The organism is Mycobacterium bohemicum DSM 44277 (genome assembly GCF_001053185.1).
GTDB classification, from domain to species: Bacteria; Actinomycetota; Actinomycetes; order Mycobacteriales; family Mycobacteriaceae; genus Mycobacterium; species Mycobacterium bohemicum.
The window spans coordinates 2,024,489-2,049,519 of the sequence record NZ_CSTD01000001.1 but is presented as its reverse complement, the minus strand read 5'-3'; the positions used below and the strand labels follow the sequence as shown (position 1 = coordinate 2,049,519).

The following is a 25,031-nucleotide window of genomic DNA, read 5'->3' as shown; positions in this document are numbered from 1 at the left end:
TTAGACCCGGGCCCGCGCAGACGTTGCTGGACGCGTGGGCAGCAGGTGCATCATTCGAGGTGACCAACCGGCTGGCTTCGGCGCTATCGAGCCACAGCTGCCGCACGTCGACAGGGGCTGCCGACGTCGCGGTGCTGCTGCGTCAGTGTCTCAGGGCCGATGATGTGCGCCGCGGTGCATCAACAACGAACTGCCACGAGTGGGTCCGGGCATGGCTCGAAGTGCCGATTTGTCAGTTGTTTCCGGAATCGTTCGACTGGCTCAGCTATGGGCTCCTGCCGCAACGCACGGCAGGGGGACGTTTCCGGATCTCTGCTGAACCGTGGCGCCCCGCTTGGCTCGATGTTCCCGACGGTATGAGCGTCGACGCGGATGCGGCAGCAGCCATCCCGCGCCGCATCGACGAGACCGTGGTGGGAGACCCGTTTCTCAACGCTATTGATGCCTCGTTTTCCGGCTACAAGACACCCGGACAGCGGGCCTCCGTCCGCAGTGCGATGGTGTTACCGGACGGGGCGACGCTGGTGGTGAATCTGCCCACTGGTGCCGGCAAAACTTTGGCGATGCTCGCCGCAGCAGAGACAGCACCGCCCGGGATGACTTCGGTGATCGTCGTGCCGACCGTTGCTCTAGCGCTGGATCAAGAGCGCCGCTACAGCAAGCAGAATCCGGATTCGCCCGCGACCGCCTATCACGGCAACTTGTCGGACGCAAAGAAAAAGGCATTCCGCGAACGGCTTTGGTCGGGGGAGCAGCGGGTTATCTTTACCAATCCGGAGGCCATCGTTGCGTCTTTGGCCAGGCCCCTTGCTGATGCCGCGGGCGGGGGACGGTTATCCCTGTTGGCGATTGACGAGGCTCACATTGTCGGGTCATGGGGGGATGCATTTCGACCGCACTTCCACAGCCTTGCCGGTCTACGCCGCTACATGCTGCGGGCTGCGGCGCAGAATGGCCACCCACCCTTTAAGACCATCTTGGCTAGCGCGACCCTCACCCAGGACGTATTGGGTCTGTTGAACGCGCTGTTCGGTGAACCGGGACCGTTTCTTCAGGTAGCAGCGCCCGTATTGCGACCGGAGCCGAGTTATTGGCAGTCAACGAACCTGGCACCTGAAGACAGAGAACGCCGCGTGCTCGAGGCGCTGCGCCACCTTCCACGTCCGGCAATCATCTATACGACCCTTCGTCAGGAGGACCGCCCGGGAACCTATACGCCGCAGAAGTTGGCGCGAGTCCTGCGGGCGGCGGGATATCAACGTCTGGAGACGGTTGACGGCGGCTCATCAACAGCGCACCGCGAGAAAGTCCTTCGGGGGATGCGTGACGACGGCGGTATCGAGTCGACGATCGACCTTGTCGTGGCCACCTCCGCGTTTGGGTTGGGTATCGATGTGCCTGACATCCGTTCCATCGTTCACGCGTGCGTACCAGAGGGTATCGATCGTTTCTATCAAGAAGTCGGGCGCAGCGGCCGCGACGGAAACGCCTCAACCTCAGTGCTGCTCGCCACTCGCGAAGACGACCGGGTCGCCAGCGACCTCGCGTCGCCGACCTACCTGACATCTGAGCGTGCCCGCGAGCGGTGGAGCGCCATGCTGCTCGCCCGTAGAGACGCTGGGGACGGGCTGTGTCGCCTTCCGTTAACGGCGACTTCGGGCAAGGTCCGAATACATGGTTCCTACAACGAGCGCTGGAACCTGTCTACCGTGATCCTGCTTGCCAGGACTGGCGCTGTTGGATGGGACTTTTTGTTTTCGGGTCGCGACGCCGAAGGAGAGTTGGAATCGGATGCTGGATGGTTGACGGTTCGGATCCTGCGGGGGGATCACCAGACGGACCAATTCTGGCAGGACGTGGCCGAACCCACGCGGGCCTCGATGGTTGAGAATTCGCGAGAAAGCCTTTTCCGATTGCGCAACGCAATCACCGGGACCGTCTGTATCGGAGTGGTCACCGCCGAGAGCTTCGCGATTGACGCACCACCGGAACTGCGTACGACGTGTTTGGTTGCGTGCGGCGGGTGCCGTTGGTGTCGAGCGCACGGAAAGATTCCCTGGGCGTCTCCCTCGCCTATCCCTGCAGCGATCGCCGTTCCGCCGACTGGGGATAAGCCATCGCTGGATCGCCTGGCGATCTGCGGCGCCTACGGGCGACGTGTGGTCGTCTACGTCGATCCGTCGGTGCTGTCAACACCGCGAAAACTGCGCCAACTCTTGCCAAGTTTGTCCGCAGCTGGCGGCATCCGCCAGATCGTTGCAGCGGAGAGTTTGGTAGCCGTGGTCCGTGACATTGTGGCCAAGTCACCGGTTTTGATGCGGTCGGTAATGGTGGATGCATCGGGCGATTACGACCCCGTCACTGCGGTGGGCGTTCCCACCTTATTCTTGCTGGCAGACGGCCAGGATCCCGAAGAGTTCCTCGAGGGAAATAGCCGCGCGCCGCTCACGGTAATTTGCGGGACCCCCGACTCGCCTGTTGGCCGTGATGGCCTGACTCTTCGTGACCAAGACGGGTCTTATGCGTACGCCGACATCGAAAAGCTTTGATAGAGGAGTAATCTCGTGGCATTGTTGAATCCGCCGGAAATCCGTCCCAGCGGCATTGTGTTGATCACCCGATACCTGGCTTGCCAGCGGGGACAGCAGGACACCGTCGAACGTTTGGGCGCGACGCTCGCGCCGGCCAGCCTGCCGGGAGATCCGCAGAGCGACGTGACGGCGAATCTGCGGGCCGGGACAGAACTGGGTCTTTTTTCCCGCGACGACGACAAAGTTAGACTGGCCGACGGTGTGCTGACAGCCGTGGAGGGCGAGGCCGGCGCACTGATCACCCTGCTACGCAGGCGGGTATTCGACGACTCCGTAAACAACGCCCCATGGCCAAGCCAGGTGGGTGCACGAGACCTAACGAGCGCACTGAGTTGGTTTTTGACCTTCGCTGCCGGAGAAGCGCCGATTCGGCAAGAAGCTGGCCCCCGTTCGGCCGAGACGCTTCAGTTGGCTGACTTCGGTCCGCGCCAACAGGAGGGCGAGTCGTCGAACTGGCCGATCGGCAACAGCACAAGGTGGAATGGCTTCCGCCGGTGGGCGTGCACGCTCGGCTTTGCCTGGGCTAATCCGAAGGGCCATCTCATCCCCGACCCAACCGTCGCCGTGCGTGACGCCCTGCCTGACGTTTTCGGAGGAGCGAACGAGCTTACGGCACAAGAATTCGTGAAGCATCTAGCACAACATCTGCCGATCCTCGACGGGGGGCGCTACCGCGAATTTGTTGCCGACAACTGGAAACGCCCACCTAGTGAGAATCGCGGACTCACCGCCCCACTGAGTGACGCCCTCGAAAGGCTCAGCAGCGAGAAATCGATTGTCCTCGATGACCGCGCCGACGCTGCCCGCGTCGCGAAGGCCGATGGATCGACGTTCTCCCACGCAAGGATTGGCGCAAGCGAATGACGACCACATTTCAGAATTACGTCTGCTGGCGCGAAGATGCTGTGCTGGCTATGACCCCTCGCGACGCGGCCAGTCTTCTCACCGATGCACGGTTCCAAGCGATTCATCATCCACTTCGGTTGCGGCGTAGACGACTCGACCAGCGGTCAGGTGGCACGTGGGTGACCGAAACAGATGTGCTCGAGGCGTTCAAAGGCCCGTTGCGGCCCGATGGCTATCTATTCATACCGATCGTCGGAGGTTCGGGCACCGGAAAGTCTCACCTCGTGCGGTGGGTGAAAGCTCAGACTCAGAACGAACCTGACTGGGAGATCCGGTACCTTCCCAAAAACCGCACCGGTCTGCGACGCGCCATTGAAATCGTTATCCGCGGCCTGACCGGTCCGAGGATCGAAGAGGCCCGCGAAGCGCTCGAGGCCGCACCGTCGCACACCGAATCCGACGATATCTTGGCCGAGCGATTGCTCGATGAGTTGGCGCTCTTGGTAAGTCAGGTCGGCCTGTACGAAACGGAGCCGTCAGAAAATCAACGGAGCGCACAGTTGCGAAAAAGGTTGGCCCGAGAGTTGCCTGACCTACTGCGCGATCCCGTCGTTCGCCGCAAGCTGACAGCCGCCGGCGCAGTCGTCCCGCGACTTGTAGGACTGGCGCTTCGAGGCCGCCACGAGGGCGACGGGCTTGACGATGACGCCACCAACTTCTTGGAGTCAGACTTTCCTCTGACCTTTGAGGAGATCGGTCACGCCAGCAAAGGGGCGAGAGAATTATTGGGCAAATTCGCGACACTACCTGAATACAAAAAGGCGGCCGTCGCGTTAATCAACGACGTTTTGCCCGCAGCAGAAAAACATGTGGCCGTGTCCAATCAGGTCGACCTGGTCGAAGTTTTCCGGGAGGTTCGCCGCGCGTTGCATAGCGACGGAAAGCAATTGGCGCTGTTCGTGGAAGACCTCACGGTCCTGCACGGGGTGGAACGGGAGTTCCTCGACGCCATCGTCGAACCCGTCCACTCCGTCGATGGCGACATGTGTGGCCTACGCATGATATTTGCCGTCACCGACGGCCATTTCCATGACCTCGACACCGTGCGGACCCGCTGCGACGACGCCTACTGGTTCGATGCAGCCTACGGCGAGGACGGGGTCGACGAGGACGAGGCGCTGTCGTTCGTCGCGCGCTACTTCAACGCCACCCGCCTGGACCCCCATGAGATTGACGCGGCGTGGACAAGCCGAGACAGCAACGGCGAGCGTTGGCTGCGCAATGCGTGCCGCGATTGTATCCACCAGGAGGGTTGCCACGACGCGTTCGGAACCAGTCGCGAGGGCTACGGCTTGTATCCGCTCGACGCGCCGGCAGTCGGACGGTTTGTGCGTGCCTTGTCGGCTGAGCGATTTGACCCCCGCGACATCGTGCGGGAAGTGATCAACCGGTTCTTGATTCAGGGCTCACTCGATCTGCGCAGCAACGATTTTCCTTCGGCCTCGACGCTGGCGGTCTTTGACCAAAACAGCGAGCCGTTAGCACCCCTGATCGCTGCGCGCGTTAAAGATCTGCGACCCGCCGATTACGAACGGGTCAGCAACATCCTTCGATACTGGGCCAACCCCGAGTCGCCGGCCGACATCAGCACCGCCATCCTGGAGGCCTTCGGTGTCCACGACTTCAATGAAGGCCTACAGTCCTTGCGGTCCCTGCACGACTCGGGCCCCAGTTATCAACGCCGACCTGAGGACACGACGCCGCGGCACCGCCCGACCCACCGCGGCATCGAGGACCGACTCAAGTCCGAACGGCGCAAGCCGTTCGTCGAACTCACCGCTTGGGCGAACGGCCAACGTGAGCTGTCGGCGACAGCGACCCGCTACCTTCGCCAGCTGGTTCAAAAGGTCGTGAAAAACAATCTCGAACTTGGCCCTCTGCCAGTCAATCTCGGCCCCGGTTTCGACGAGTCGCGATTTCGCGACATCGATATCGTCCTGAATGGCAGCGTTACCCAACAGCAGTCACCCGACACCGCCTTCGTGGTCATCGAACGCAACCAGGTCAACGCCGCAGCACTTCAAGCGCTGATCCTCGCCAGCGAGGTGGACACCGAGGACTGGCCGCAAGCCGCGGTCTACCGCCGGATGCTTGCATCGGCGGTCGAAGCGTGGACGAGGGCAGTCGTCGCAAAACTAGGCCGACCAGTCACCAACTCGACCAAGGCAACCGTGCAAGGCGCGATCGTCGCCTCAGCAGTCCTCGACGACCTCAACCGCGGATTGTCCTTGACTGACTACATGTCGGCCATGTTCGCACCAACACGAGCGCTCACCGCTGGGGCGGTCAGATCTGCAAAGTGGGCGGCCCTAGTCGCCCGGGCAGCGGACTTGAAACCGAGGCTTCAGAAGCTCATCGAGGCCGAATTCGGCGAAGCGCGCGGCACCGGTTCCGTCCGGATGGTCCAAGCCGACCGCCTTTTGCCCGTCGTGAAGGACTTCACGGCCAATTGGGAGTTGAATACCGACGATCCGACGATCGCAGCGTTTTTCCGCTTGGTGGGGCCCGCCGTCGGCGAGGAGTGGACAATCTTGGGGAAGCGTGTCGCCGTGACTCAGTCGCTGGTTGACCGCGACCGGATGTGGGAGGACCAAACCGCCAAAGTGTTGGCGACGCTGCGGACATCCCTTCAGGCGGGACGACTCATGGACAGCAATGCGATCGACGAACTGACAAAATTGGCCAGCTGTGAACCACAGCGAGCGCTTCGCGCATTCAACACCGCCGCTGAGGCATTGACCAAGGATCTGACGCTGCCGGAAAAACTCACACTCGTAGCCAGTGATATCCCGGATCTCGTCGCCGTGGTTCACGACTTCGCCACCAGAGCAGCCAAGGCGATCGAGAACGTAGAACGCGACCTGCTGGCCCGGCAAACAGACGCGGGGGGTGCGACCGACCTTGAAAAGGCGGCCACTCGCGTCCTTGAGGCGACCAACCGATTCGACGATGCCATCAAGCGGTTGACCCGATGAAACTCTATGACCAGGCCGTTGACCTGCAACTCAAACTAGAGGCTGCACAGTCAGCGGACTCCGGGATCGAGTTGGTCACCAAGGCCGATCATTTGGTTGAGGCGCTCGACAACGCAACCGGGTATCTCACGGGTCTGTTGCGACTGCGGTCCCGTTTGTCGCTGACAGAAGCTCTGACGATCGATGCCAAGGCGAGCGCCGCAGCGGTCAGCGCGTTCCGGGCGGGTCTATCGCGTTACGGCCCTAAAGCGTTCCAGCAGCAACCTGCAACCAAACTGATTGAAGTCGCCCGCGACCAGCGCACGCGGGCTGCCCGCTGGGCGGGTGCGCGCTGGCGCAGCATATTCGAGGGGTATCAACAGCTACTCGAGCAAACGCAGCCCGGCCGGCTCTTCGGCGGCACCCGTCAGCGCTTCGCCGCCGAGCGAATAGCCACGAAGTTGTTGATGCTTCAGCGCCAAGATCCAATTGCCGACGAAGACAAGATAATCGCCGAACTGTGTGATGGCGATTCCAGCGCATCATGGCTCGAGCGGGTCAAGTCGTTGGGCGACGATCTGGCTCGCGCACTGCAGTCCCTCGAGGACGAACGCGCGTCGCTCGCTTCAGAAGTACAGGAGGCCCTGGAGTTGGCGACATCTGAAGATGGGTTACCCCTCACTGAAGTCACGGCAAGCCTCCTCGATGCGCTGCACGCCGCCGGTGTCGATGGTGACCTCGTGGTACGGCGCCGGTGAACGAATCCACTCTGCGCGATGTGCTGAACGGCATTGAGCATCGGGAATTGCCGCTATTGAGCTGGGGCGTCAGCGACGGCTCGCTGAGCGAACTTGAACTCGAGCAGTTAATCGAACGACTTGCACCTGGCGACGACGTCGACGCGATGATTGACACTCTGCTTGAACGACGCCTTCTATTCGCGACGGGTGTCACTGAACTACGCTTCCGCAGCCGGATGGCCGAGACTGTGCGCCTCGCCGCGCGACTACGGCAATGGTTCCACGGCCGGCCCTGGGCGTCGGCACCCAATCTTGTGTCAGACTTCAGATTCCTCAGCCGCGCTCGAACGGTTCCTCGACGCGATATCGCTGCAGATCAACTGGATTCGACGGTGCGCTCCAGCAGTACCGTCTGGTCGGATCGCCACCAAGCGGTCATGACGTCGCTTCTCGCAGGACGCGACGTTTCAGCGTTTCAGGAGCGCGCGCTGACTCGCCTGTCGCAGCCTCGGTCGGGCTCACGCGGGACCGTCATCACCGCTGGAACGGGATCTGGCAAAACGTTGGCCTTCTACCTACCCGCCCTAATCCAGTTAGTGGCCGATCCCCGCCCAGGAGGCGTACCCCGGATCGTCGCTATCTATCCGCGCAACGAACTGTTGCGAGACCAGTTGCGTAACCTGCTAATAAGTTGCCGCGCCCTCGGGGAGTCGGCTCCGAACATCGGTGTGCTTTATGGCGACGTGCCCACAAACCGTGCCAGCGCCGAACGGTCACCATACTCGACGTGGAAGTCGCAACCGGATGGACTGGTATGCCCCATCGTCAGCTGCCTCGAAGACGGGTGCGGGGGCCGACTTATCTGGCCCAATTCGTCAGGAACGGCTGAACGGCTTGTCTGTGAAAGATGTGCATCGGTCGTTGATTCCGAGAGGCTGACATTCACCCGTGATCGCCTCCGGGCGTTCCCACCAGCAGTCCTGTTCACGAGCACCGAAATGGTGAACAGAGAATTGGGCTCGAGGGAATTCCGGCGGCTGCTGATCGGAGACGACTCTCGATCACCGGAGTTCGTGCTGCTCGATGAGATCCATACCTACGAGGGGACACATGGCGCGCAGGTGGCCAACCTGTTGCGAAGGTGGCGAGCCGAGATGGCGATCCCACCGCATATCGTGGGTCTGTCGGCGACGTTGGCGGATCCGACCGGGTTTTTTGCAGATCTGACCGGCCTGTCGACCTCGCGGCTTACCGTGGTGCAGCCGGAACCTTCCGAGCTGACTGACATCGGCCGGGAGTATTTCCTGGCTCTGCGTGGTGACCCGGCATCGCAGACGTCGTTGTTATCGACCACTATCCAGGCATCGATGCTGTTGCGGAGGGTGCTGGATCCCACGTCTGACGGCCCGAGTGAAGGCGCTTTCGGATCGAAGCTGTTCGTGTTCGTCGACGATCTGGATGTCACCAATAGGCTTCATGCCCAACTTCGGGATGCCGAAGGGTGGTGGCCCGGCGGTGTCAACCGCAAGCCGAACGGCAGCCTTGCGACGCTTCGCGTCTCAACGGGATCGGACGTGCGCATGCGCGATGAGGCCGGCCAAGTGTGGCGCATCGCGGAGGACCTCGGAACGCTGGATCGACCGGTCCCCGTCGCGCGGACGACATCTCGGGATAGCGGGGTCGACCCTGGCGCCGATGTGATCGTCGCGACAGCGTCCCTTGAAGTCGGCTTCGACGATCCCGCCGTCGGGGCGGTCATCCAGCACAAGGCACCTCGTGATCCGGCGTCGTTTATCCAGCGTCGAGGACGCGCCGGCCGAAACCCCATCATGCGGCCCTGGACGGTCGTGGTGATGTCGGACTTCGGGCGCGACCGTCTGGCATTTCAGTCCTACGAAACACTTTTCGATCCTTGCGTGCCACGCGTCGCGTTGCCGTTGCGCAATAGAAGCATTCTGAAGATGCAGGCAACCTGGTGGCTGCTGGACCGCCTTTCCCGGTCGGGTCCCGGCACCTCACTGGCCGACGTGATCCAGAAACCCTGGGGGCAGTCGCGGGACACGCAACGGGAGCACGCTAGGCGGCTCGTCAAGCACGTTCGTGAACAGCTGAATGCTAACGCGATTGAGCGCATGGGACAGCAACTGCAGCGAGCTCTGTCCCTATCCGACGAGGACCTGCGAGCTGTGCTATGGGACAGCCCCCGGGGACTCATTCCATCGGTGTTTCCCACGCTCATCCGCGGCCTGGAGGTGGCGGCATCAGATCTTCCGTTGAGGGATCGCGACTGGCCGCGGCCACTAGCGGATTTTCTTCCAGCCGCTTTGTTTTCGCCCCTCCAAACGCCCGAGATCGAAGTCATGACGCCAGTGGCGCGTCGCGAACCGGAGATGGAGCCGGTTTCTCAGGGATTGCGTCAGTTCGCTCCTGGCCGAGTCAGCTATCGATATGCCCAGCGGGGCAAGGCCGATCGGCTATGGGTTTCGCCGCCGTGTTCGGAGGCACCCAGTCTCGAGTTGCATGAGTTCTGCGAACAATACGCGGAGTTGGAGCCCCCACCGGAACAAGAGGCGGTGCGATGTGTCCAACCACGGGCGCTCAAGCTAACTATGCCTGCGCCTACGGTGCCGGATTCCTCTTATGGTCGCTGGATTTGGGGTGTGGGCTTTCGGCACGTCGGCGAGCCGGTAGTACTCGACATGCCCGCCGGAGGCCCGTGGGCATCAGTCGTGTCTGAGTTCCGGGCATTCACGCATAGGCATCGCTGTGCTCGGACAGTATGGCGCTACGCCGGTGAGTTCGCCGTCGAACGGAACTCCGACGGTGAGCCGCCGATCACTCAGCATTCGGTCACCCTTGATGGTCATGCCGTAAACGTCGGATTCATAATGGATGTCGATAGCCTTGCGCTTACCGTCGGGTCGCCGGACATCATTTCGCCCAACGCATCGCTGCTGCAGTCACTGCGGGTCGCACGCATGGAGTTCCTCATCCGAAGCGGCAGGCGACTCTGCGGACTCGTTCCTTCGCGATTCACCCGCGAATGGCTGCATCAAGTCCTACTGTCGGTTCTGATCGTGCAAAGTCAAACGTGTTCTATCGAAGAGACGTTGGGTCGGCTAAGCGATGACCAGCTGCGCACGTTAATGCTAGATGCGGCACGAGAAGTGTTCGGGGTGTTGGCACTGGGCGATTCCGACGATGGACGCGATCGCGGGGACGACGCAGGCCTGATCGTCGATATCTCCGCGGCCCTGGGGGTGACGGGTGTCTTTGCAGAATTGCGCTCGGCTGCGACAGCCCTGTGGGCTGATCCGGACGAGGACTGGCGGAGGTGGATCGATGAGCGGTATCTGACCACTCTTGCATCAGCAATAGTGGAAGCAGTTCAAAGTTTGTGTCCGGAAGTGGACGCTACCGATTTGCGCATCGATCTTTCCATGGGCTCAGGATCTGAGCAGCGTTTGGCCCAGGTTGACATCAGCGAGGACGAACCTGGCGGTCTGGGCGTCGTGGAAGCCCTGGTGGATCGATACGTTGAGGACCCACGGCGATTCTGGGCTCTCGTCGAAACGGCTTTGGGCCAGTGCGATGGCGAACGGGTCGACGAGAACATGCGCAGGTTCTTGACGCTAGCAGGCAGTCCGCCCATCGCTGATCACGTTGAGCAAATCCGGACCGCTGATAATCTCGCGGGCCTTACCGAAGCCTGGCAGCGGCTACGTATCGCGTTATTCGAGGCCGGACTTGCCTCCGATCACGCCATGGTTTCTGCTTTGTCGACACGACTTCTTCGTCCCGGAAGTAGTCGGGCGCTTGAAGTTCTGGTGGCTGAGTTAATACGCCGCTGGGACGACATGGAGTCACGACTGGGTATTGACATCGAGTTGCGGGTATTCGCTTACGTCGCCGCATCAGATCCTGATATCTGCAGAAGAATTCAGGCAGTTGCCCAAGGTCAAACCGGCCAACCAGGCTGGCAGATCGGCCAGATCATCGGTCTGTTGTGGTCGCGCGGATACCGTGTCAGATCTTATGCCCTGCAGGCGTACTCCCCTTTCCGGGACTACGAGCCCACAGACCGACTTTTGTTTGCACGTGTGATCCGTCCCCCCGAAATGACCGTGGATGGCACAGGCCCCCAATGGCGGCAAGAGGTGGACAACCGACTGCGGGAGGCTGCCACAGCGACCATTCGTGTTCCCACCACTGCGTACGGCGCGAACGTGATACGGCAGTTGCTGATCGAGCCGACGAGCGTGGATGTGCTGGAGTTTCACCCACGCGTCGTGGGGGTGTCGCGATCGGCAAACGGCGTTGATATCCGCGTTGAGTTACGCGAGGCGCAGCAGTGAAGTCGCGGAGCTTGCGAACCTCGGCACTGTCGTCTCACGAGGAACTCGCGGATGCGCTGCAGGGGCTGTTTGTGGCCGAGTTACTCGACCCCAGCAGTCCGATATGGATCGTGACGCCGTGGATTTCAGATGTCGTTGTGATAGACAATCGGAGCGGTTTGTTTACCGGCTTGCTTCCTGATCTGCCGCGGCACCCAATCAGGCTTATCGAGGTCTTGGCCAGCCTTCTTCAGCGGGGCGGCGCAGTGGTCATCGCTTGCAGGCCGGATGACCATAACCGGTCATTCGTGGACCAACTCCAGAATCGGGCGTCGGCCGACGGCGAATCCCATCATCGGCTTTCCTGCCGGTACGCAAGTGAATTGCACGAGAAGGGCATCCTTTCGGGCAACGTGTTGGTCAGTGGGTCGATGAATCTGACGTACAACGGTATTCGTCGACTTGAAGAGTCGATCGTGATTACGAATGACGCCGACTCAGTCGCTCGCACGCGCCACGCCTATGAAGATCGTTGGGGCGTAGCGTGATTGGGTCAACAGAGACTTTCTTCGCGCAGCCCAACGAGATCGCGCCATCACACCTTCAGGGGGAGCTCGCAAGTCTTCTTGACACGCTGCGCACAAGGTTTGACCGCCTCGGGGAGAGGACTCTGCTTCCCGCGAAGGTGTCAGGCACGACGCGCTGGTACGGCATCGCCCCATCACATCGGGACGGGCGATTGCTCCGCGATGAAATCCGCTGTTGGCTCAGTCGCCCGCTGACTAACGGTCAGGTTGATGTGTCGGGCACAACCTCAGACCCGATGGATCAGGCGGCGTTGCAACTTGTTCCGGCTGGGTCGGTGATCCGCGTCGATGTCGCGCCAGGATGGCTGGAAACGGTGCGGCGCAACGTCGATACGTTGACCGCCATCTGGGCGCTTGAACCCGACCGCGCTGTCGATCAACCGCGGCCCGTCGGGCGGATTCTTCGGCATTTCTACGAAAGTCTGGTGGGCAACGATCGCTCTGAGGCGCAAGTGGCTCTGGATGAACTGCGCGGACGCGCGCTGTTGAGCGCGACAAATCTGCGGTTTCTTCGAGTCGAGATGCTGAGCGCACTTGGCACACCTCAGGAATTGCGAGACGATCCTGCACTCAAAGACATTTCACTGCTGGCGCGTCCACGGGCGGTCACGGAAAGTCTCGCCGAAGCGGCCGACGCACTAGTGGTGACTCCGGCGATGGAATCCGCGACGGAAGCCAGCTTGCACCAAGCTGCCGAGCGGCTGGATGTCGCCTGGCCCGCTTTGGTAACCGACGCCTATCAAGTGACTAGCACCGCGACAGCTCACTGTTATGCGCTGGGGCAGTTGCTCTATGACAGTCCCCAAGAGCAGCATCTACGAGAGTTGTCGGTTCGCTACCCGAGCGACTCTGTCATCACAGGAGTGCTGGCGACGATTACCGCCGCGATACCGTCGCCACAGGCTCCGGTGACTGCGCTTAACCTTTACCATGAGGGCGACTATGCAGCGGCGCTCAATATGGCTAGCAAACAGGTGCCGAGCCGCTCAGATGCCTCCATTGCCCTTGCGGCGGCTGTCAATCTTCGCGACCCGGTTGCTGCGACGCGTGCGCTGGCCGTTATCGACCACTTGAGTGCTTCTGACCGTTCAGGCCTGCTCTCGAACGCCGTCGAACGTAGCTTCTTCGAAGTCCTTCAATCGTTGACCGCCGAACACCGGGTACCTACAGACTGGCTGGACTGGTTCAACGGTGATTGGCCCGATCGACCGGATCTGCTGGCCGAGTGGACACGCGGATGGTCTCGCAGACCCGACTACCTCGCCGCGGCAGACGAACTCGCCGAGACCCTCATTGATGCGCTCCATGACTCGCGTCGTCCGCGGGTGCGAAACGGCATCGCGTTGTTCGTTGAGTGGCTCACTGACGGCGGGATTCCACCGTCAGCGGTCGGGCTTGCAACGACTGTCTTCGACATCATGTTGTCAAGTGAGCCTGGAAAAACGGAGCGGCAGGCAGCACTCACGTTGCTTGAGGCCCTCCTCGCTGCTGGCTGTACATCGCTGGAATACGGCGAGATGCTCGACGCCGTCGCCAGCCAGCTTTCACTCCTCGGTCCCAGGGATGCACCTTGGTTAACGCAAGTAATAGACCTGCTCCTGTTGTACGCCTGCCCCGACCCCGAGCAGCGCGCGACGGTCATAGCCCAAGCAGCGGGGGTAGCACAGGCATGGACAGATCGAATCGATACTAGTGACGCCTCCGTGCTCCGCCTTCTCTTCCGCTCTGCGAGCGTTGAGTTCGCACTTCCCAATGAGCACAATGCATTTGGCCGGGTTGTTCGGCCTTTCAAGTCTGTCGGCATCTATTCGATGATGGAAAGCGCGATTCAAGTCGTTACCTCATGGATCCAGCAACGGTGGCCTGACGTCAAGGTTCGAGCATCATCCGAGGCGGACAACAGTAAACCCCTCACGTCCCTAGCGCGAGGCGTCGACGTCATGCTGGTACAGACCAGTCACGCCAAACACGCAGCGACTGGAGCGATCGAGGTGGCCGTCAATGATCCGAGTCGACTAGTGCTTGTTCACGGTCGCGGAGCTTCGTCGCTTATGCGGGCCCTGCTCGATTGGGCTGAAGCTGGATCCAGCTAAAGGCAGATGCGGAATGTCAGGCGGCGCTACCGCAAGGCCTGCAAGAAACAGTTCGTCAGTCGCTTGATGTCGTTCGGAGTGTTTTGCAAACTGTTCCAGCGCCTTTGATCATCGGGACCTAAATCCCATGTCCCACTTGTCCATGCTGTCACCCGGCATAGCATGTCAAGGCGTTGGTCGAGTCCAATGTTGGGTAGCGAGTCGGCGTCGTAGCCTTCCGTGAGCGCGTCCATCACATAACCAAGGGCTTGAATCCCTACACCGTGGGTGAGCCGCGACTTGCGGGGAATCAGTTTCCACTCAATGGGCCAGGTGCTTTCGACAAGACCCCAGAATATTTTGAGGTGAAGCATCATCTGTTCGATGTCGCCCGAGCCGTCCTCGGGATTGCGGTACTGGTACAGCGCGCCGTCGTAGAGACTGTTCTCGATCATCTTCAAGACGCTGTTGTCTTTGATGTAGCCGTCGGGCGAGGTGGGCGTCGCGATCGCGCCGCGGAAGGGACTGTCGTCGTCGAGATTTAGGCGGATCATAAGTTGCGCAGGGAGCTGACGGCGTGCGTACTTGGGCGGCAGGTAACCACTTGCCTCGGGCAACAACTCGTGAATCAGTCCCTTCGGCAAGGGCTTCGTGTTGTTGACCAGTATGAACTGAGAACGTTGCTCTTCAGCGTCGGAAGCGATGAAAGCAACCGCAGCGATGGGGAATTCCGCTACGTCCGCGTCCCGGATCGCGGCAACGCGTTGCTGTCCATCGACCACCAGCGCCGGCTTGTCGACGTCCTCGAGCGTTTCATCAACCGGTATGATTAGCTCGCCCGCTATTGAGTATTCGACTGCGCTGCGTCGCCGCTTGGTTTCGAATCTCACGCGTGAATCAAAAGCAAGCACAACAGCATTCGGCAGCAGCGCTTCGGGAGACTCAATGTAGCGGCGTATCGCCCGGATATGGTTAAGAACTTCCGGCCGCTGGTAGCCAGCTAGGCCGCCGTCGCCTGATCGTCGAACACGAGAGACGGCAGTGAAGTCAAGGAGTCTTTTGCCGTCGATGGCAAAGCAGTAGATCGTGCGTTCGCCCTGCCGCACTTCGAGTGCGGGCACCTTAATTTCATACCTGTCAGCCATGCTTGATCCTTCCCGAGAGTTTTGGCTTCGCTGATTTCAATCGCCTCATCTTCTCCGCAAGCACGGACAGGTTGTGGAAGCCCCGCCGCTTGTTTCGCTCGCTACCGCGAAAAATCGCGATCTCGATACCATGCTTGGCGCAAAGACCGCACTGGCACTCACGCCATGGCGCTCGCATGAGCGTCCGTCGGTACTGATCCTCGTAGTCGCCTTTCAGGCCGACGATCTCTCCGTAATCCACAACAGCCGCGATTGCGCCATCCATGTCGCAGGATCCTGCGTCGAATTCCCTCAGCCGTCTGAGGCTCAACCTTTCGGCTTCGATCGCGCTCCTTTGGGACACTGTTCCCGATAGGATCGCTTTCCTCAGCGTGATGTTTCCGTCAACTTGCGGGACGCGGATGGCCGAGTAGCGGTCATCGGCAGTGTGGTAGTTATCGCGGTCGTCCATGAACGATTGTCTGAATGATGATGTGCTATCGAAACTTGTCACGCCCAATCTCTTGAATTCAGAGATGGTTTCGACGCGGGTGATCCCCAGCAGGTGCAGTTCGGTGTCGGCGCTGCGGATCTTGGCAATCTCTTCTAGACACGCAAGTATGTCGGGTGTTTTCAGGGCAACCATGCCGCCCAGGGCGATTCGTCGGTATCCCATGCCCTGAAGTTCACGCACACTATCGGCAAAGCTAGCTGGATCCCAGCCCTGTGCCGCACCAATCGGTTCGAAGCTCGCGCGTTGATCCACGACTGCCGATAAGAACTTCTCGGCGTAAGTGAGCGAGATGCGGCGCCTCTCCACCCATTCGTTCGGAGGGTCGCCGGTGCCGGGACGGCGGTAGCCAAGGATGACGTGATCGATGCTTACGCCGGCATCGAAGCCGCATTGGCCGTAGAAGTCGAGGACCTCGTTGATTGAGTATGGCGGCTCAGGCTCATTAACGTAGGTGAATGCGCCGCAGTCTCCAAGTGTGTCGATCGAACGAGGCAGACGAAAAAACTCCCGAACACCAAGTCGATACAGGCGCTGGCGCTGCGGCATTGAGTATTTGCCAACCTCTCTGCCAGAACCGTCGACGATGGCCTTCGACACGAGAAGGCCATCGTAGGGACGCATGGTGAGGACCTCGTGTGCATAGCGGTCGTCGCGTTGGCGGACCCGGAGAGGCGAATGCTCGTCGTGGATGAAGTCATAGGTAGGGCTGACTTGGTCTTGGCTGTCGGGGAAGTAAAACTTCATGCCTGCTCCTTACGGGCAGTCACATATGCTCGGACGAGATAGTTCGACAGCGCGGATATGTGTTTAGAGACGTTTTGCAGTTCGTCCCAAGGCAACCCGAGTTCGGCCCAGGTGCCGCCGGTCCAGTGACATTTCGCGACGATTCGCGAGAGTTCTTTCTTGGTTTCAGCCGCGGCGTGTGGTGAGGCGACGTTGACTTGGACCATGACCCGGTCCATGAGCCGACTCATGGCCCTGATGCCGACGCCACCCATGAGTTTCGACTGGGTGGCCGGCTTGCCCCAGGCATCCGGGAACAGGTCTCGCACCGCGTTCCAGTAGAGCAGCAGAACGTGTCGTATCCCGTCGGTGTCGGTGGAACCCGTCGCCATGTTCCGGTAGGGAAATAGCACACCAGAGGGTGATTCAAGTGATTCTTTCAGCGCTTCAACAAGACTGGTGTCGGTGATGACACTTTGACGGCGGTCTTCACTGTCGGTCGATGCGCGCTTGATCAACCCAAAGAACGGGGACTCGGGGTCACGGTTGAGCATGTCGACCAGCGCGGAGGGCATTCGGCGTTGCGACAACCGCGGGGAGGGAGCGGATATCACCTCGGGGAGAAGTTCCGTGACAAGATTCGATGGCAGTGGCGCGACGGTATTCACCCGAAGGAACTGGTCACGTTGCATTTCTAGTGTTGGTGCGACGAAGCCGGCTACGGGGATGGGCAGTCGAGTGTTCTTGGTACGCGCCAACGCAAGGCTTCGTTGCTGACCGTCGACGATCCATGCGGGTCGGGGCTCGTCGTCGCCAGCAGGGAGTGGGATCTCGAGTGTCCCGGCCGTTGCGAGGCCATCGGTGGTGGCCGGACCGCGACTGGACCGGAACCGCACGGTGTCGGGGAGCGCGAGGATCAGACCGTTCGGAAACAGCACTTCCCCTGAGTTCAGGTAGTCGAGAATCTGCTTCACATGGCTTCGCCGCTCAGGCCGCTGGTAGCCGATCAACTTGCCCGCCTCGTCGCGGGAAATGCGGGCCACGTCAGCGACCAGAGCAACCTCATCGGCGGCGAGGGCGAAGAGGTACAACGGCATGCGCGAGTTCTGTTCAATCCGCAGTGCACGCCGCTCGAGCAGTCGTTCGGGTTCGTCGTCGTTCACCGCGTGTCCACCACTGAATGAAACAGCCGGCCAAACCGCTTCTGCTCGCACGCAATACCAGCATCGCGGACTCGACGCAACGCGCGGGTCGCCGACAGGTCAGGCTCGGCAGCGCACAACGTGTTGATCCACTCAACGATGTCTGCATCGGTCGCCGCCGCCCGGTGGTAGTTCTCCGAACGGGCCACCGATCGAGCCCAATCGGACCACGCCGACGCGTCCTTCGAGGTGTACAGGTGGTTGCCGGTGCTGCTGCGAAGCCACCGTCGGGCCATGCGAAGGCCAACGCTGGAGGTGGTACCGCCAAGTTCGGCACGCAGTGAGCGGTTGGCGGGGAGTCGGGCCAACCCGTCAATATCCCGGGCACCGCCTACTAGCAAGAGGTCGCCGCCGCGATTGGCTAGGGCGATCAGATCGTGCTCCATGCTGCGGGCGTACGTCTCGGATAACACCAGCAACACCCGGTCGCCGCAGGTGTCGGTCAACGACTGCGCGGATTCGAGGTCGCGAAGACGTCGCCACCAGTCGCGGTTCTCCTCGGCGCTAGATGCCACCGAATCGGGATGGCCACCCGCGAAGGTCGCGGCGTACGGGCTCGCCAGCGTCGAAACGTCGCGCAGGCCAAGGCCGGCCGAAGCGACCAAGGTCGTGACGAAGTACCCGGCGTGTCGCGCGTCGTTGGACAGCCCACGGACCTCTTGCCAGGCCTCCCCTTGATAGAGGTCGATTAGTCTGACCTGCGCCGGCGCCTGACCGACACGCCGACGCCACACCTCGAAACGTGCCTTGTTGTCGCCGCGGGGAAGGGAGCCGACACGGAGTTTCGCCGCAGGTTGCACCGACTTTCTGTCGGTGCAGTTGACTACGATCGTCAGTTTTGGCACGTCACCCTCCTCTCCCTAACGGCGAAACTGCGCCCTCAACGTGTCGGCTGTCTGATGTAGTTTCGGTTACTATAGCCGCACACACCGACGCGCCACGAGAGGACGCCATGGAAACACCGGCGGTAATACTGCTCAGCGGAGGGCTGGACTCGACGACGGTGTTAGCGATCGCCAAGCACCGGGGGTACGTGCCCTACGCCCTGTCCTTCAGGTACGGCCAACGTCACGCTGTGGAACTCGCCTCGGCACGGCGCGTCGCCGCGGCGCACGGCGTCGCCCGGCACGTGGTCGCCGACATCGACCTGCGTGTCTTCGGAGGCTCCTCGTTGACTACCGACATCGACGTACCGAAGCACGCCTCAGTTGCCGAGTTGAGCGATGACGACATACCGTCTACGTACGTGCCGGCGCGGAATACTATCTTCCTCTCGTTCGCGCTGGCCTACGCCGAAACCGTTGGTGCGCAGGACATCTTCATCGGCGTCAATGCACTGGACTACTCCGGCTATCCGGACTGCCGGCCCGAGTACATCGCCGCCTTCCAAGCGATGGCGAACCTCGCCACCAAGGCCGGCGTCGAAGGTTCCGCGATGACCATCCACACGCCACTCATCACTAAGACCAAGGCGGACATCGTTCGCTTGGGCCTGGACTTGGGTGTCGACTACAGCCTGACCTCGTCCTGCTATGACCCGGACGACGCAGGAAGGCCCTGCGGGCGCTGCGACTCGTGTCTCTTGCGGCTCAAAGGTTTCGCAGAGGCGGGTCACCCAGACCCACTGGTCTATCAGGCGGCTTGAGATGGCCTATACGGTCAAAGAGATCTTCTACACCCTTCAGGGCGAGGGGTTCCACACCGGGCGCCCGGCCGTGTTCTGCCGATTTGCTAGTTGCAACCTGTGGAATGGGCGGGAACGTGATCGCGCGCAGGCGATCTGCAAGTTCTGTGACACCGACTTCGTCGGGACCAATGGTCCTGGCGGCGGGCACTTTCAGGACGCCACCGACCTCGCGGCCGCGGTGGCACGCGCGTGGCCCGAATCTAGCCACGAGCACCGAATGGTGGTGTGCACCGGGGGAGAACCGCTGCTTCAACTCGACAATGCACTGGTCGATGCCCTGCATGTCCAGGGCTTCTACGTCGCGGTGGAGACCAACGGCACGCGTCACCCACCGCCCGGGATCGACTGGACGTGCGTGAGTCCCAAGATCGGCGCGCCGTTGGTACTCACGTCGGGCGACGAGTTGAAGCTGGTGTTTCCCCAAGACGGCGGAGACCCCGCGCAGTTTGAGAATCTGAACTTCGGTTCGTTTCGGCTCTCGCCGATGGACGGCCCCTCAGTAGATGAAAATACCGCTTCTGCAGTCGAGTACTGCCTCAAGCGGCCCAGGTGGCGGCTCAGTCTGCAAACCCACAAATACCTAGGAATCGCATGAACGAAACCGCAGAGATCTTCTGGGAGTTCACCTTCGAAGCCGCCCATCGGTTACCAAACGTGCCGCGTGATCACAAGTGCTCAAGGCTGCACGGGCACTCGTATCGGGCCCAGATATTCGTGACGGGCCCCGTCAACCCGCACACCGGTTGGGTCATCGATTTCGGCAATATCAAAGACGCCTGCAAGCCGGTCATCGCTCAACTCGATCACTACTACCTCAACGAGATCCCTGGTCTTGAGAACCCCACGAGCGAACATCTCGCGGCGTGGATCTGGCGCGAGCTGACCGCGTCGTTGCCGATGATGTCCGCGGTTAGGGTTTCCGAAACGTGCACCTCTGGTTGTGTGTATCGCGGACAGGGCGGCGGACGGCAATGACGCAACTTCTCGATATCCAGAACCAATCGGACGATCGGGGTATCCCGATCGACGAGGTCGGCATATCGGGTCTGCGTTATCCGGTCGTGTTTGACGACGGTGAACTATCCCAGGCAGTCGTGGCCGATCTTGAGATCACCGTCCGCCTGCCGGCGGACCGCCGTGGGACGCACATGAGTCGGATGGTCCAGGCCGCGGATGCGCACATGCAGGTGATTGATCCTCGTGAGTTCGCCTCGGTGTGGAAGATCCTGGCTGACATCCTGGATGCGTCGTCCGCGCGGGTGTCAGCTGTGTTGCCGGTTGCCATGAGGGTGGCGGCACCGACTTCGGGCGAAGAAGCTTGGCAGGTACACGATGTGCGCCTTCGGGGGGACCTGTCGGATGACTTGTTCACATTGGAGACCACCGTGTTGGCGGACGTCACGACGCTGTGCCCGTGCAGCAAGGCCATCAGCGATTATGGCGCACACAATCAGCGCAGCCGGGTGTCTCTCACCGTGCAGGGAAGGGGTGACGCCGCGTATCCGGTCGCCGTCTCGACGCTGATCGAGATGATTCGCGCCAATAGTTCGTGCCCGGTCTTTCCGGTGGTGAAGAGATCCGACGAGCGTGTCATCACGATGGCCGCCTATGACAAGCCTATGTTCGTCGAAGATTTGGTAAGACAGCTGTCGCTTGCCTGTCGTGCTCAGGTTGTGGGTCATAGCGTCGAAATACGAACTCTCGAGAGCATCCACAGTCATGACGCCGTCGCGCGATTGTCGTGGAGCCCTATGTGACGGACACGGCGGCTGCTTGACTAGGTTTGCACTCCCAACGACCGGTGCAAGAAAGCTTTCAGGTGAATAGCGAGGCCTGAGCAGACTGAGTTGGTGACCTCCCGCACCAGGCGAGAACTTTTCGTTATCTACGCCCCGACCGTGTAACCCCCATTCGACAGCTACTTCGTCGCACGAAGCAGCCCCGACAGAGCCAGCATGGCGGTTCCAAAATCATGTCGGACAGGCCAGAGTGCCGCTACCCTGCAGCCCATGGGGCCAGCGTCAACTGTCATAGCTAGGACCGGCACGGCGCCAGCCGTCGACGTCATACCTACGGATCTGTTCTTTGAACTGGTTGACGAGGTCCTCGCGCAAGTCGGGCGCGCCCCGCTTGCGCCGCGAGGGCCGCAGCGGCGCATCATCGCCGTCCGCCCCGACGACACGGTCCTGCAGATCCTTGCCGGAGCGGGATCGGGTAAGACCGAGATGCTTGTCTGGCGGGTGTTGTTCGAACTCATGGTGCGAGGAACGGCGGCCAACCGAGTCGTCGTCACCACGTTCACGCGCAAAGCGGCCACCGAGTTGGAGGTTCGCGTAGTTGAGCGCAGCGACGCCCTACTGGAGCAGGCGCGCAAGCGTGGCCTCAACCCCGCTGACCCACACGTCCACGATTTGCGGATCGGAACGCTGCACAGCCTTTGCGACGCGCTGCTAGCTGAGTTCGATGAGGCGTACATGTCGGCAGGCACACAGGTCATCGAGGAGACCGAGGCGCGAGTACGGATGACCAGGGTGCACCCCGTGGTGCTCAGCCAGCGTGGCGACACGCCGCAAAAACTCGTTGAACGACTGGTCGGTACCGACGCGCTGGTTTCGATCTTCCGGCCGCCTTGGGATGACGGTCGCTGGCCCAGCAACACCTTCGACCGGATCTCATTTCTTCAGTCGGTCCTGGCCCAGCACACCGAGACCTGGATGCCGCGGTGCGGTAATGCTGGCACGGACAACGGCATCGAAGCCGTGTCTCGCCCCGGGTTGACCGACGATCTGGTAACGCTTCAGCAGCGCTGGGAAGGCTACCTCGACAGTCAGCAGATCCTCGACTTCGCCACAATCCAGCGGCGCTTTCATGAACGCCAGAACGCCGTAGTACCGCAAATCGACCACGTCTTCGTCGACGAGTTCCAGGACACGAACCCGGTCCAGCTGGCTATCCACCTGCGGTGGCTGACTCGACCCCAGACCCGGCTCACGGTGGTCGGCGACGATGATCAGGCCCTTTACCGGTTCCGCGGGTCCGACATCGCCTGCTTCGTCGGGCTTGAAAACTCCTGCCGCGCTAACAGTTTCGGCTATCGGCAGGAGAAGCTTGAGGAAAACTGGCGCAGCACGAAACGCATCGTCGCCTTCAGCGCCGCGTTTCGCAAAGCCACTATTTTGTCTGCCGTGTCAATGCCGAAGACGATCCGCTCGCCCCGCACCGTGCAGGCGGGTGGAGCACCACGCTTGCTGGAGGGGCCGTGGGGGGCGGTCTGCGACCACGTGGCCGCTGAGATCGACGCACTTGGCGTGGGGCGCCGACCCAACAAGCCAGCCGTCGCGCCATCGGTCGCCGTGCTGCTGTTTTCTACTTCGGAGAAGGAAGGCAAGCGCGGCGGCACCGCAGGGCTGGAGCTGCGCCGCGCACTGGAGAACCTCGGGCTGCGCGTATACAACCCGCGCAACAAGACGGCGGCGCGCCGCGGTAGCCCTGTCCATTCTCTCGCCGCGCTGCTCTCCTATCTCATCGACCCGGTCGTCCTCGCGCCGGCCGGGTCGAACGGTCGGGAGATAATGGTGTGGGCATCGTGCAATGACGCCCAAAAGGCCAGTTTCGCGCCTGTGGCACCGCCCGCCTTCCCTGTCGGCCAGGCGCACGCCGGCATCCAGAAGGCCTTCCGCGGCAGTTCCGCGGGAGTGCGGGTACCGACCCCCGCGGTCGCCCCACTGCTCGCCTACCTCGACAAACTGCGGACCGACCTGGTCGCCGCCACAGAGGCACACCAGCGCGGCAGCCGTCGCGCGCCGCGGCTGACTCTCAGCGGTGTCGTCGCCCGACTGCTGGCCTTCCCGATGTTCCGGGCGGTCGGCTTTACCCCGACCCTGTTCCGGGAGGCGCTGTTCACGCAGTTGCTGGAAGCGCAAATCGCGCCAACCCGGCGTAGTCGCTCGTCCCTTGACCAGCCACTCACTCCGACGCGCAATACCGCCGGCAAGATCACTTGGCCCGATGAGATGTGGAGATTTCTCACGGTGTTCGGCGCCATCGTCGCCGAGAGCGCCCTCGATGACATCGAGGACGACGCGTTCGCCGAGCACGCCGTCGCATTGCTAACTTTTCATCAGGCGAAGGGTCTCGAATTCGACCACGTGTATGTCGGGTTGACCGGCCGCGACGCCGTGCCGCACTCCGTGCTTCAGACGATGCTCTTCAGCGGCAAGCGCGTGCCGTATCGCGTCGGAGTCGATGGGCAGCCTGTCTGTAACAGTCGTGCGGTAGCCAGGCTGGCACAGGCGGACCGTGATCGCGAACTCTACGTCGCAATGACCCGTGCCAAGCAGCGCCTCACCTTTTTGCACGACCCCACCGACACGCGGCCGATGACCGCGCTAAACCCCGGCATCGAGCGACTTTTCGCGACCGCGCGAGGGCGGACGCTGGCCGGTGGCGTCACCGAATGGAGCTGGAAGCCATGAGCGACGTCATCGAAGTGTCATACACAGGTGATCTGCTGGCGCACCGCCGGTGCCGCCGCGCGTGGGCCTACGAGAAGCGGGCCGGTTTTCACCCCTACGAGGTGGTGCAGGCAATGGAGGGACGACTCGTCCATCACGCCATGGAATGGCTCACCCGCCAGCACCAGGAGACTTTTGCCCGCCGCCGCCATGCCACCGAGGCCGAGTTGCGTGCCCAACTCGACCATTACTACCGCGTGCTCTGGGCGCGTGGCATTAGAACCGCGTTCGCCAACAAAGCGGACACGATCGACCGCGTCGTGGGTAACCTTTACCCCAACGGGCGCATCGACCCGGTAGTCAGGGTCGTCATCGAGGGCGCGCAGCACACCGAATACGAACTCCGTGCGGTAAAGAAGGTCCTTCCGGCCAAGTTCTCCGGCAAGTCGCGCATTCTGCTGACGGGCATCCTTGACCTCGTCATCCAGCAGCAGCACCCGCTCACGTACCAGCACACGTGGGCGTGGAAGTCTGTAGCTGACCTGTGCGGCCACGTCGCGGCTACGACGACGACCGCCGCCGCCGGCGACGTCGAGATCTGGGACTACAAGGGCACCCGCGCCGGCAACCCATTCAAAGACGACTACGTCCGTCAACTGCTCACTTATGCGGCGCTGTACCGAGATCGGACTGGCGCGCTGCCGGTGCGCTGCGTTCTGTTCTTCATCAACGAGCCACGCCGCGACCGACGGCTTCTCGCGATTGACGTCAACGAACAGATCGTCGACGCGGCCCTCGACTGGACCTACGAGCAGGTCCGCGCGTTGCGTGCGACCGCGGATACCTTTGAGACCGACCCGAGTGCTGTGCCGGCCGGGGAACTCGCCCGGGACGCCAAGCCGATCGGCCAGCGCCTGAGCCAGGAAACGACTGCTCAGTGCACAGCGTGCACATTTAGATTCGACTGCGCCGAGTACACGATGCACCTCCCAAGAGGAGCGGCAAACCCAGACGTCACGCTTGGAAATGTGTTCAAAAACTGACGGCAAGCAACATTATTCCGCAGGCATCGCGAGCCAGGTCCTAATTACTGATTGCGGCCGGCTATCGGTGGAAAACGTACCGACCGCAGCTTCGACACCG

Annotated in this window: 17 protein-coding genes; 13 read left to right on the top strand and 4 right to left on the bottom strand. The window is 61.6% G+C overall.

The window, feature by feature from the left end:
• Positions 1 to 59 precede the first annotated feature (59 nt).
• Genes dpdF through dpdD form a run of 7 tightly spaced genes read left to right on the top strand, consistent with a single transcriptional unit; the run spans position 60 to position 14,205 of the window.
• Positions 60 to 2,549 carry a protein DpdF gene (dpdF, locus tag BN971_RS09315; protein WP_139027076.1) on the top strand — a complete coding sequence of 830 codons (2,490 nt, stop codon included), beginning with the start codon at positions 60 to 62 and terminating at the stop codon, positions 2,547 to 2,549.
• A 15-nt stretch (positions 2,550 to 2,564) separates the two neighbouring features.
• Positions 2,565 to 3,455 carry a protein DpdG gene (gene dpdG, locus BN971_RS24585; RefSeq protein WP_139027075.1) on the top strand — a complete coding sequence of 297 codons (891 nt, stop codon included), beginning with the start codon at positions 2,565 to 2,567 and terminating at the stop codon, positions 3,453 to 3,455.
• On the top strand, positions 3,452 to 6,472 hold the full coding sequence (dpdH, locus tag BN971_RS09310; protein ID WP_264027669.1) for a protein DpdH: 3,021 nt from the start codon (positions 3,452 to 3,454) through the stop codon (positions 6,470 to 6,472). Before dpdG ends, dpdH begins: the two co-directional genes overlap by 4 nt.
• Positions 6,469 to 7,209 carry a hypothetical protein gene (locus BN971_RS09305; RefSeq protein ID WP_085183053.1) on the top strand — a complete coding sequence of 247 codons (741 nt, stop codon included), beginning with the start codon at positions 6,469 to 6,471 and terminating at the stop codon, positions 7,207 to 7,209. Before dpdH ends, BN971_RS09305 begins: the two co-directional genes overlap by 4 nt.
• On the top strand, positions 7,206 to 11,546 hold the full coding sequence (dpdJ, locus tag BN971_RS09300; protein WP_085183054.1) for a protein DpdJ: 4,341 nt from the start codon (positions 7,206 to 7,208) through the stop codon (positions 11,544 to 11,546). Before BN971_RS09305 ends, dpdJ begins: the two co-directional genes overlap by 4 nt.
• Positions 11,543 to 12,073, top strand: coding sequence for a phospholipase D-like domain-containing protein DpdK (dpdK, locus tag BN971_RS09295; RefSeq protein ID WP_085183055.1), 531 nt, complete (start codon positions 11,543 to 11,545; stop codon positions 12,071 to 12,073). The genes dpdJ and dpdK overlap by 4 nt, the downstream gene beginning before the upstream one ends.
• On the top strand, positions 12,070 to 14,205 hold the full coding sequence (dpdD, locus tag BN971_RS24580; protein ID WP_264027666.1) for a protein DpdD: 2,136 nt from the start codon (positions 12,070 to 12,072) through the stop codon (positions 14,203 to 14,205). Before dpdK ends, dpdD begins: the two co-directional genes overlap by 4 nt.
• A gap of 26 nt (positions 14,206 to 14,231) precedes the next feature.
• On the opposite strand, the gene dbpB (BN971_RS09285) is transcribed toward dpdD, so the two are convergent.
• From dbpB (BN971_RS09285) to BN971_RS09270, 4 genes are read right to left on the bottom strand one after another with little or no spacing between them, the layout of a single operon-like run.
• Complete coding sequence (gene dbpB, locus BN971_RS09285) at positions 14,232 to 15,329, bottom strand: DGQHR domain-containing protein DpdB (RefSeq protein ID WP_085183057.1); 1,098 nt, start codon at positions 15,327 to 15,329, stop codon at positions 14,232 to 14,234.
• Entirely contained in the window at positions 15,322 to 16,566 is a 1,245-nt protein-coding gene (dpdA, locus tag BN971_RS09280) for a tRNA-guanine transglycosylase DpdA (protein WP_085183058.1), read from the bottom strand. The genes dbpB (BN971_RS09285) and dpdA overlap by 8 nt, the downstream gene beginning before the upstream one ends.
• On the bottom strand, positions 16,563 to 17,708 hold the full coding sequence (gene dbpB / locus BN971_RS09275; protein WP_245837061.1) for a DGQHR domain-containing protein DpdB: 1,146 nt from the start codon (positions 17,706 to 17,708) through the stop codon (positions 16,563 to 16,565). The genes dpdA and dbpB (BN971_RS09275) overlap by 4 nt, the downstream gene beginning before the upstream one ends.
• The gene (locus BN971_RS09270; RefSeq protein WP_139027072.1) at positions 17,705 to 18,592 is read right to left on the bottom strand and encodes a hypothetical protein; all 888 of its coding nucleotides are present in this window, start codon (positions 18,590 to 18,592) and stop codon (positions 17,705 to 17,707) included. The genes dbpB (BN971_RS09275) and BN971_RS09270 overlap by 4 nt, the downstream gene beginning before the upstream one ends.
• Before the next feature lie 107 nt (positions 18,593 to 18,699).
• Between BN971_RS09270 and queC the strand changes: the two genes are divergently transcribed.
• From queC to BN971_RS09240, 6 genes are all read left to right on the top strand, one after another.
• The gene (gene queC / locus BN971_RS09265; RefSeq protein ID WP_085183061.1) at positions 18,700 to 19,392 is read left to right on the top strand and encodes a 7-cyano-7-deazaguanine synthase QueC; all 693 of its coding nucleotides are present in this window, start codon (positions 18,700 to 18,702) and stop codon (positions 19,390 to 19,392) included.
• 1 nt (position 19,393) lies between these two features.
• Complete coding sequence (gene queE, locus BN971_RS09260) at positions 19,394 to 20,029, top strand: 7-carboxy-7-deazaguanine synthase (protein ID WP_085183062.1); 636 nt, start codon at positions 19,394 to 19,396, stop codon at positions 20,027 to 20,029.
• Complete coding sequence (queD, locus tag BN971_RS09255; protein WP_085183063.1) at positions 20,026 to 20,409, top strand: 6-carboxytetrahydropterin synthase QueD; 384 nt, start codon at positions 20,026 to 20,028, stop codon at positions 20,407 to 20,409. The genes queE and queD overlap by 4 nt, the downstream gene beginning before the upstream one ends.
• Entirely contained in the window at positions 20,406 to 21,191 is a 786-nt protein-coding gene (gene folE2, locus BN971_RS09250; RefSeq protein ID WP_085183064.1) for a GTP cyclohydrolase FolE2, read from the top strand. Before queD ends, folE2 begins: the two co-directional genes overlap by 4 nt.
• 252 nt (positions 21,192 to 21,443) lie before the next feature.
• Positions 21,444 to 23,909: a UvrD-helicase domain-containing protein gene (locus tag BN971_RS09245; RefSeq protein ID WP_169718662.1), complete on the top strand. Its 2,466-nt coding sequence runs from the start codon at positions 21,444 to 21,446 to the stop codon at positions 23,907 to 23,909.
• Positions 23,891 to 24,931: a PD-(D/E)XK nuclease family protein gene (locus tag BN971_RS09240; RefSeq protein ID WP_085183066.1), complete on the top strand. Its 1,041-nt coding sequence runs from the start codon at positions 23,891 to 23,893 to the stop codon at positions 24,929 to 24,931. Before BN971_RS09245 ends, BN971_RS09240 begins: the two co-directional genes overlap by 19 nt.
• The last annotated feature ends 100 nt before the right edge of the window (positions 24,932 to 25,031 follow it).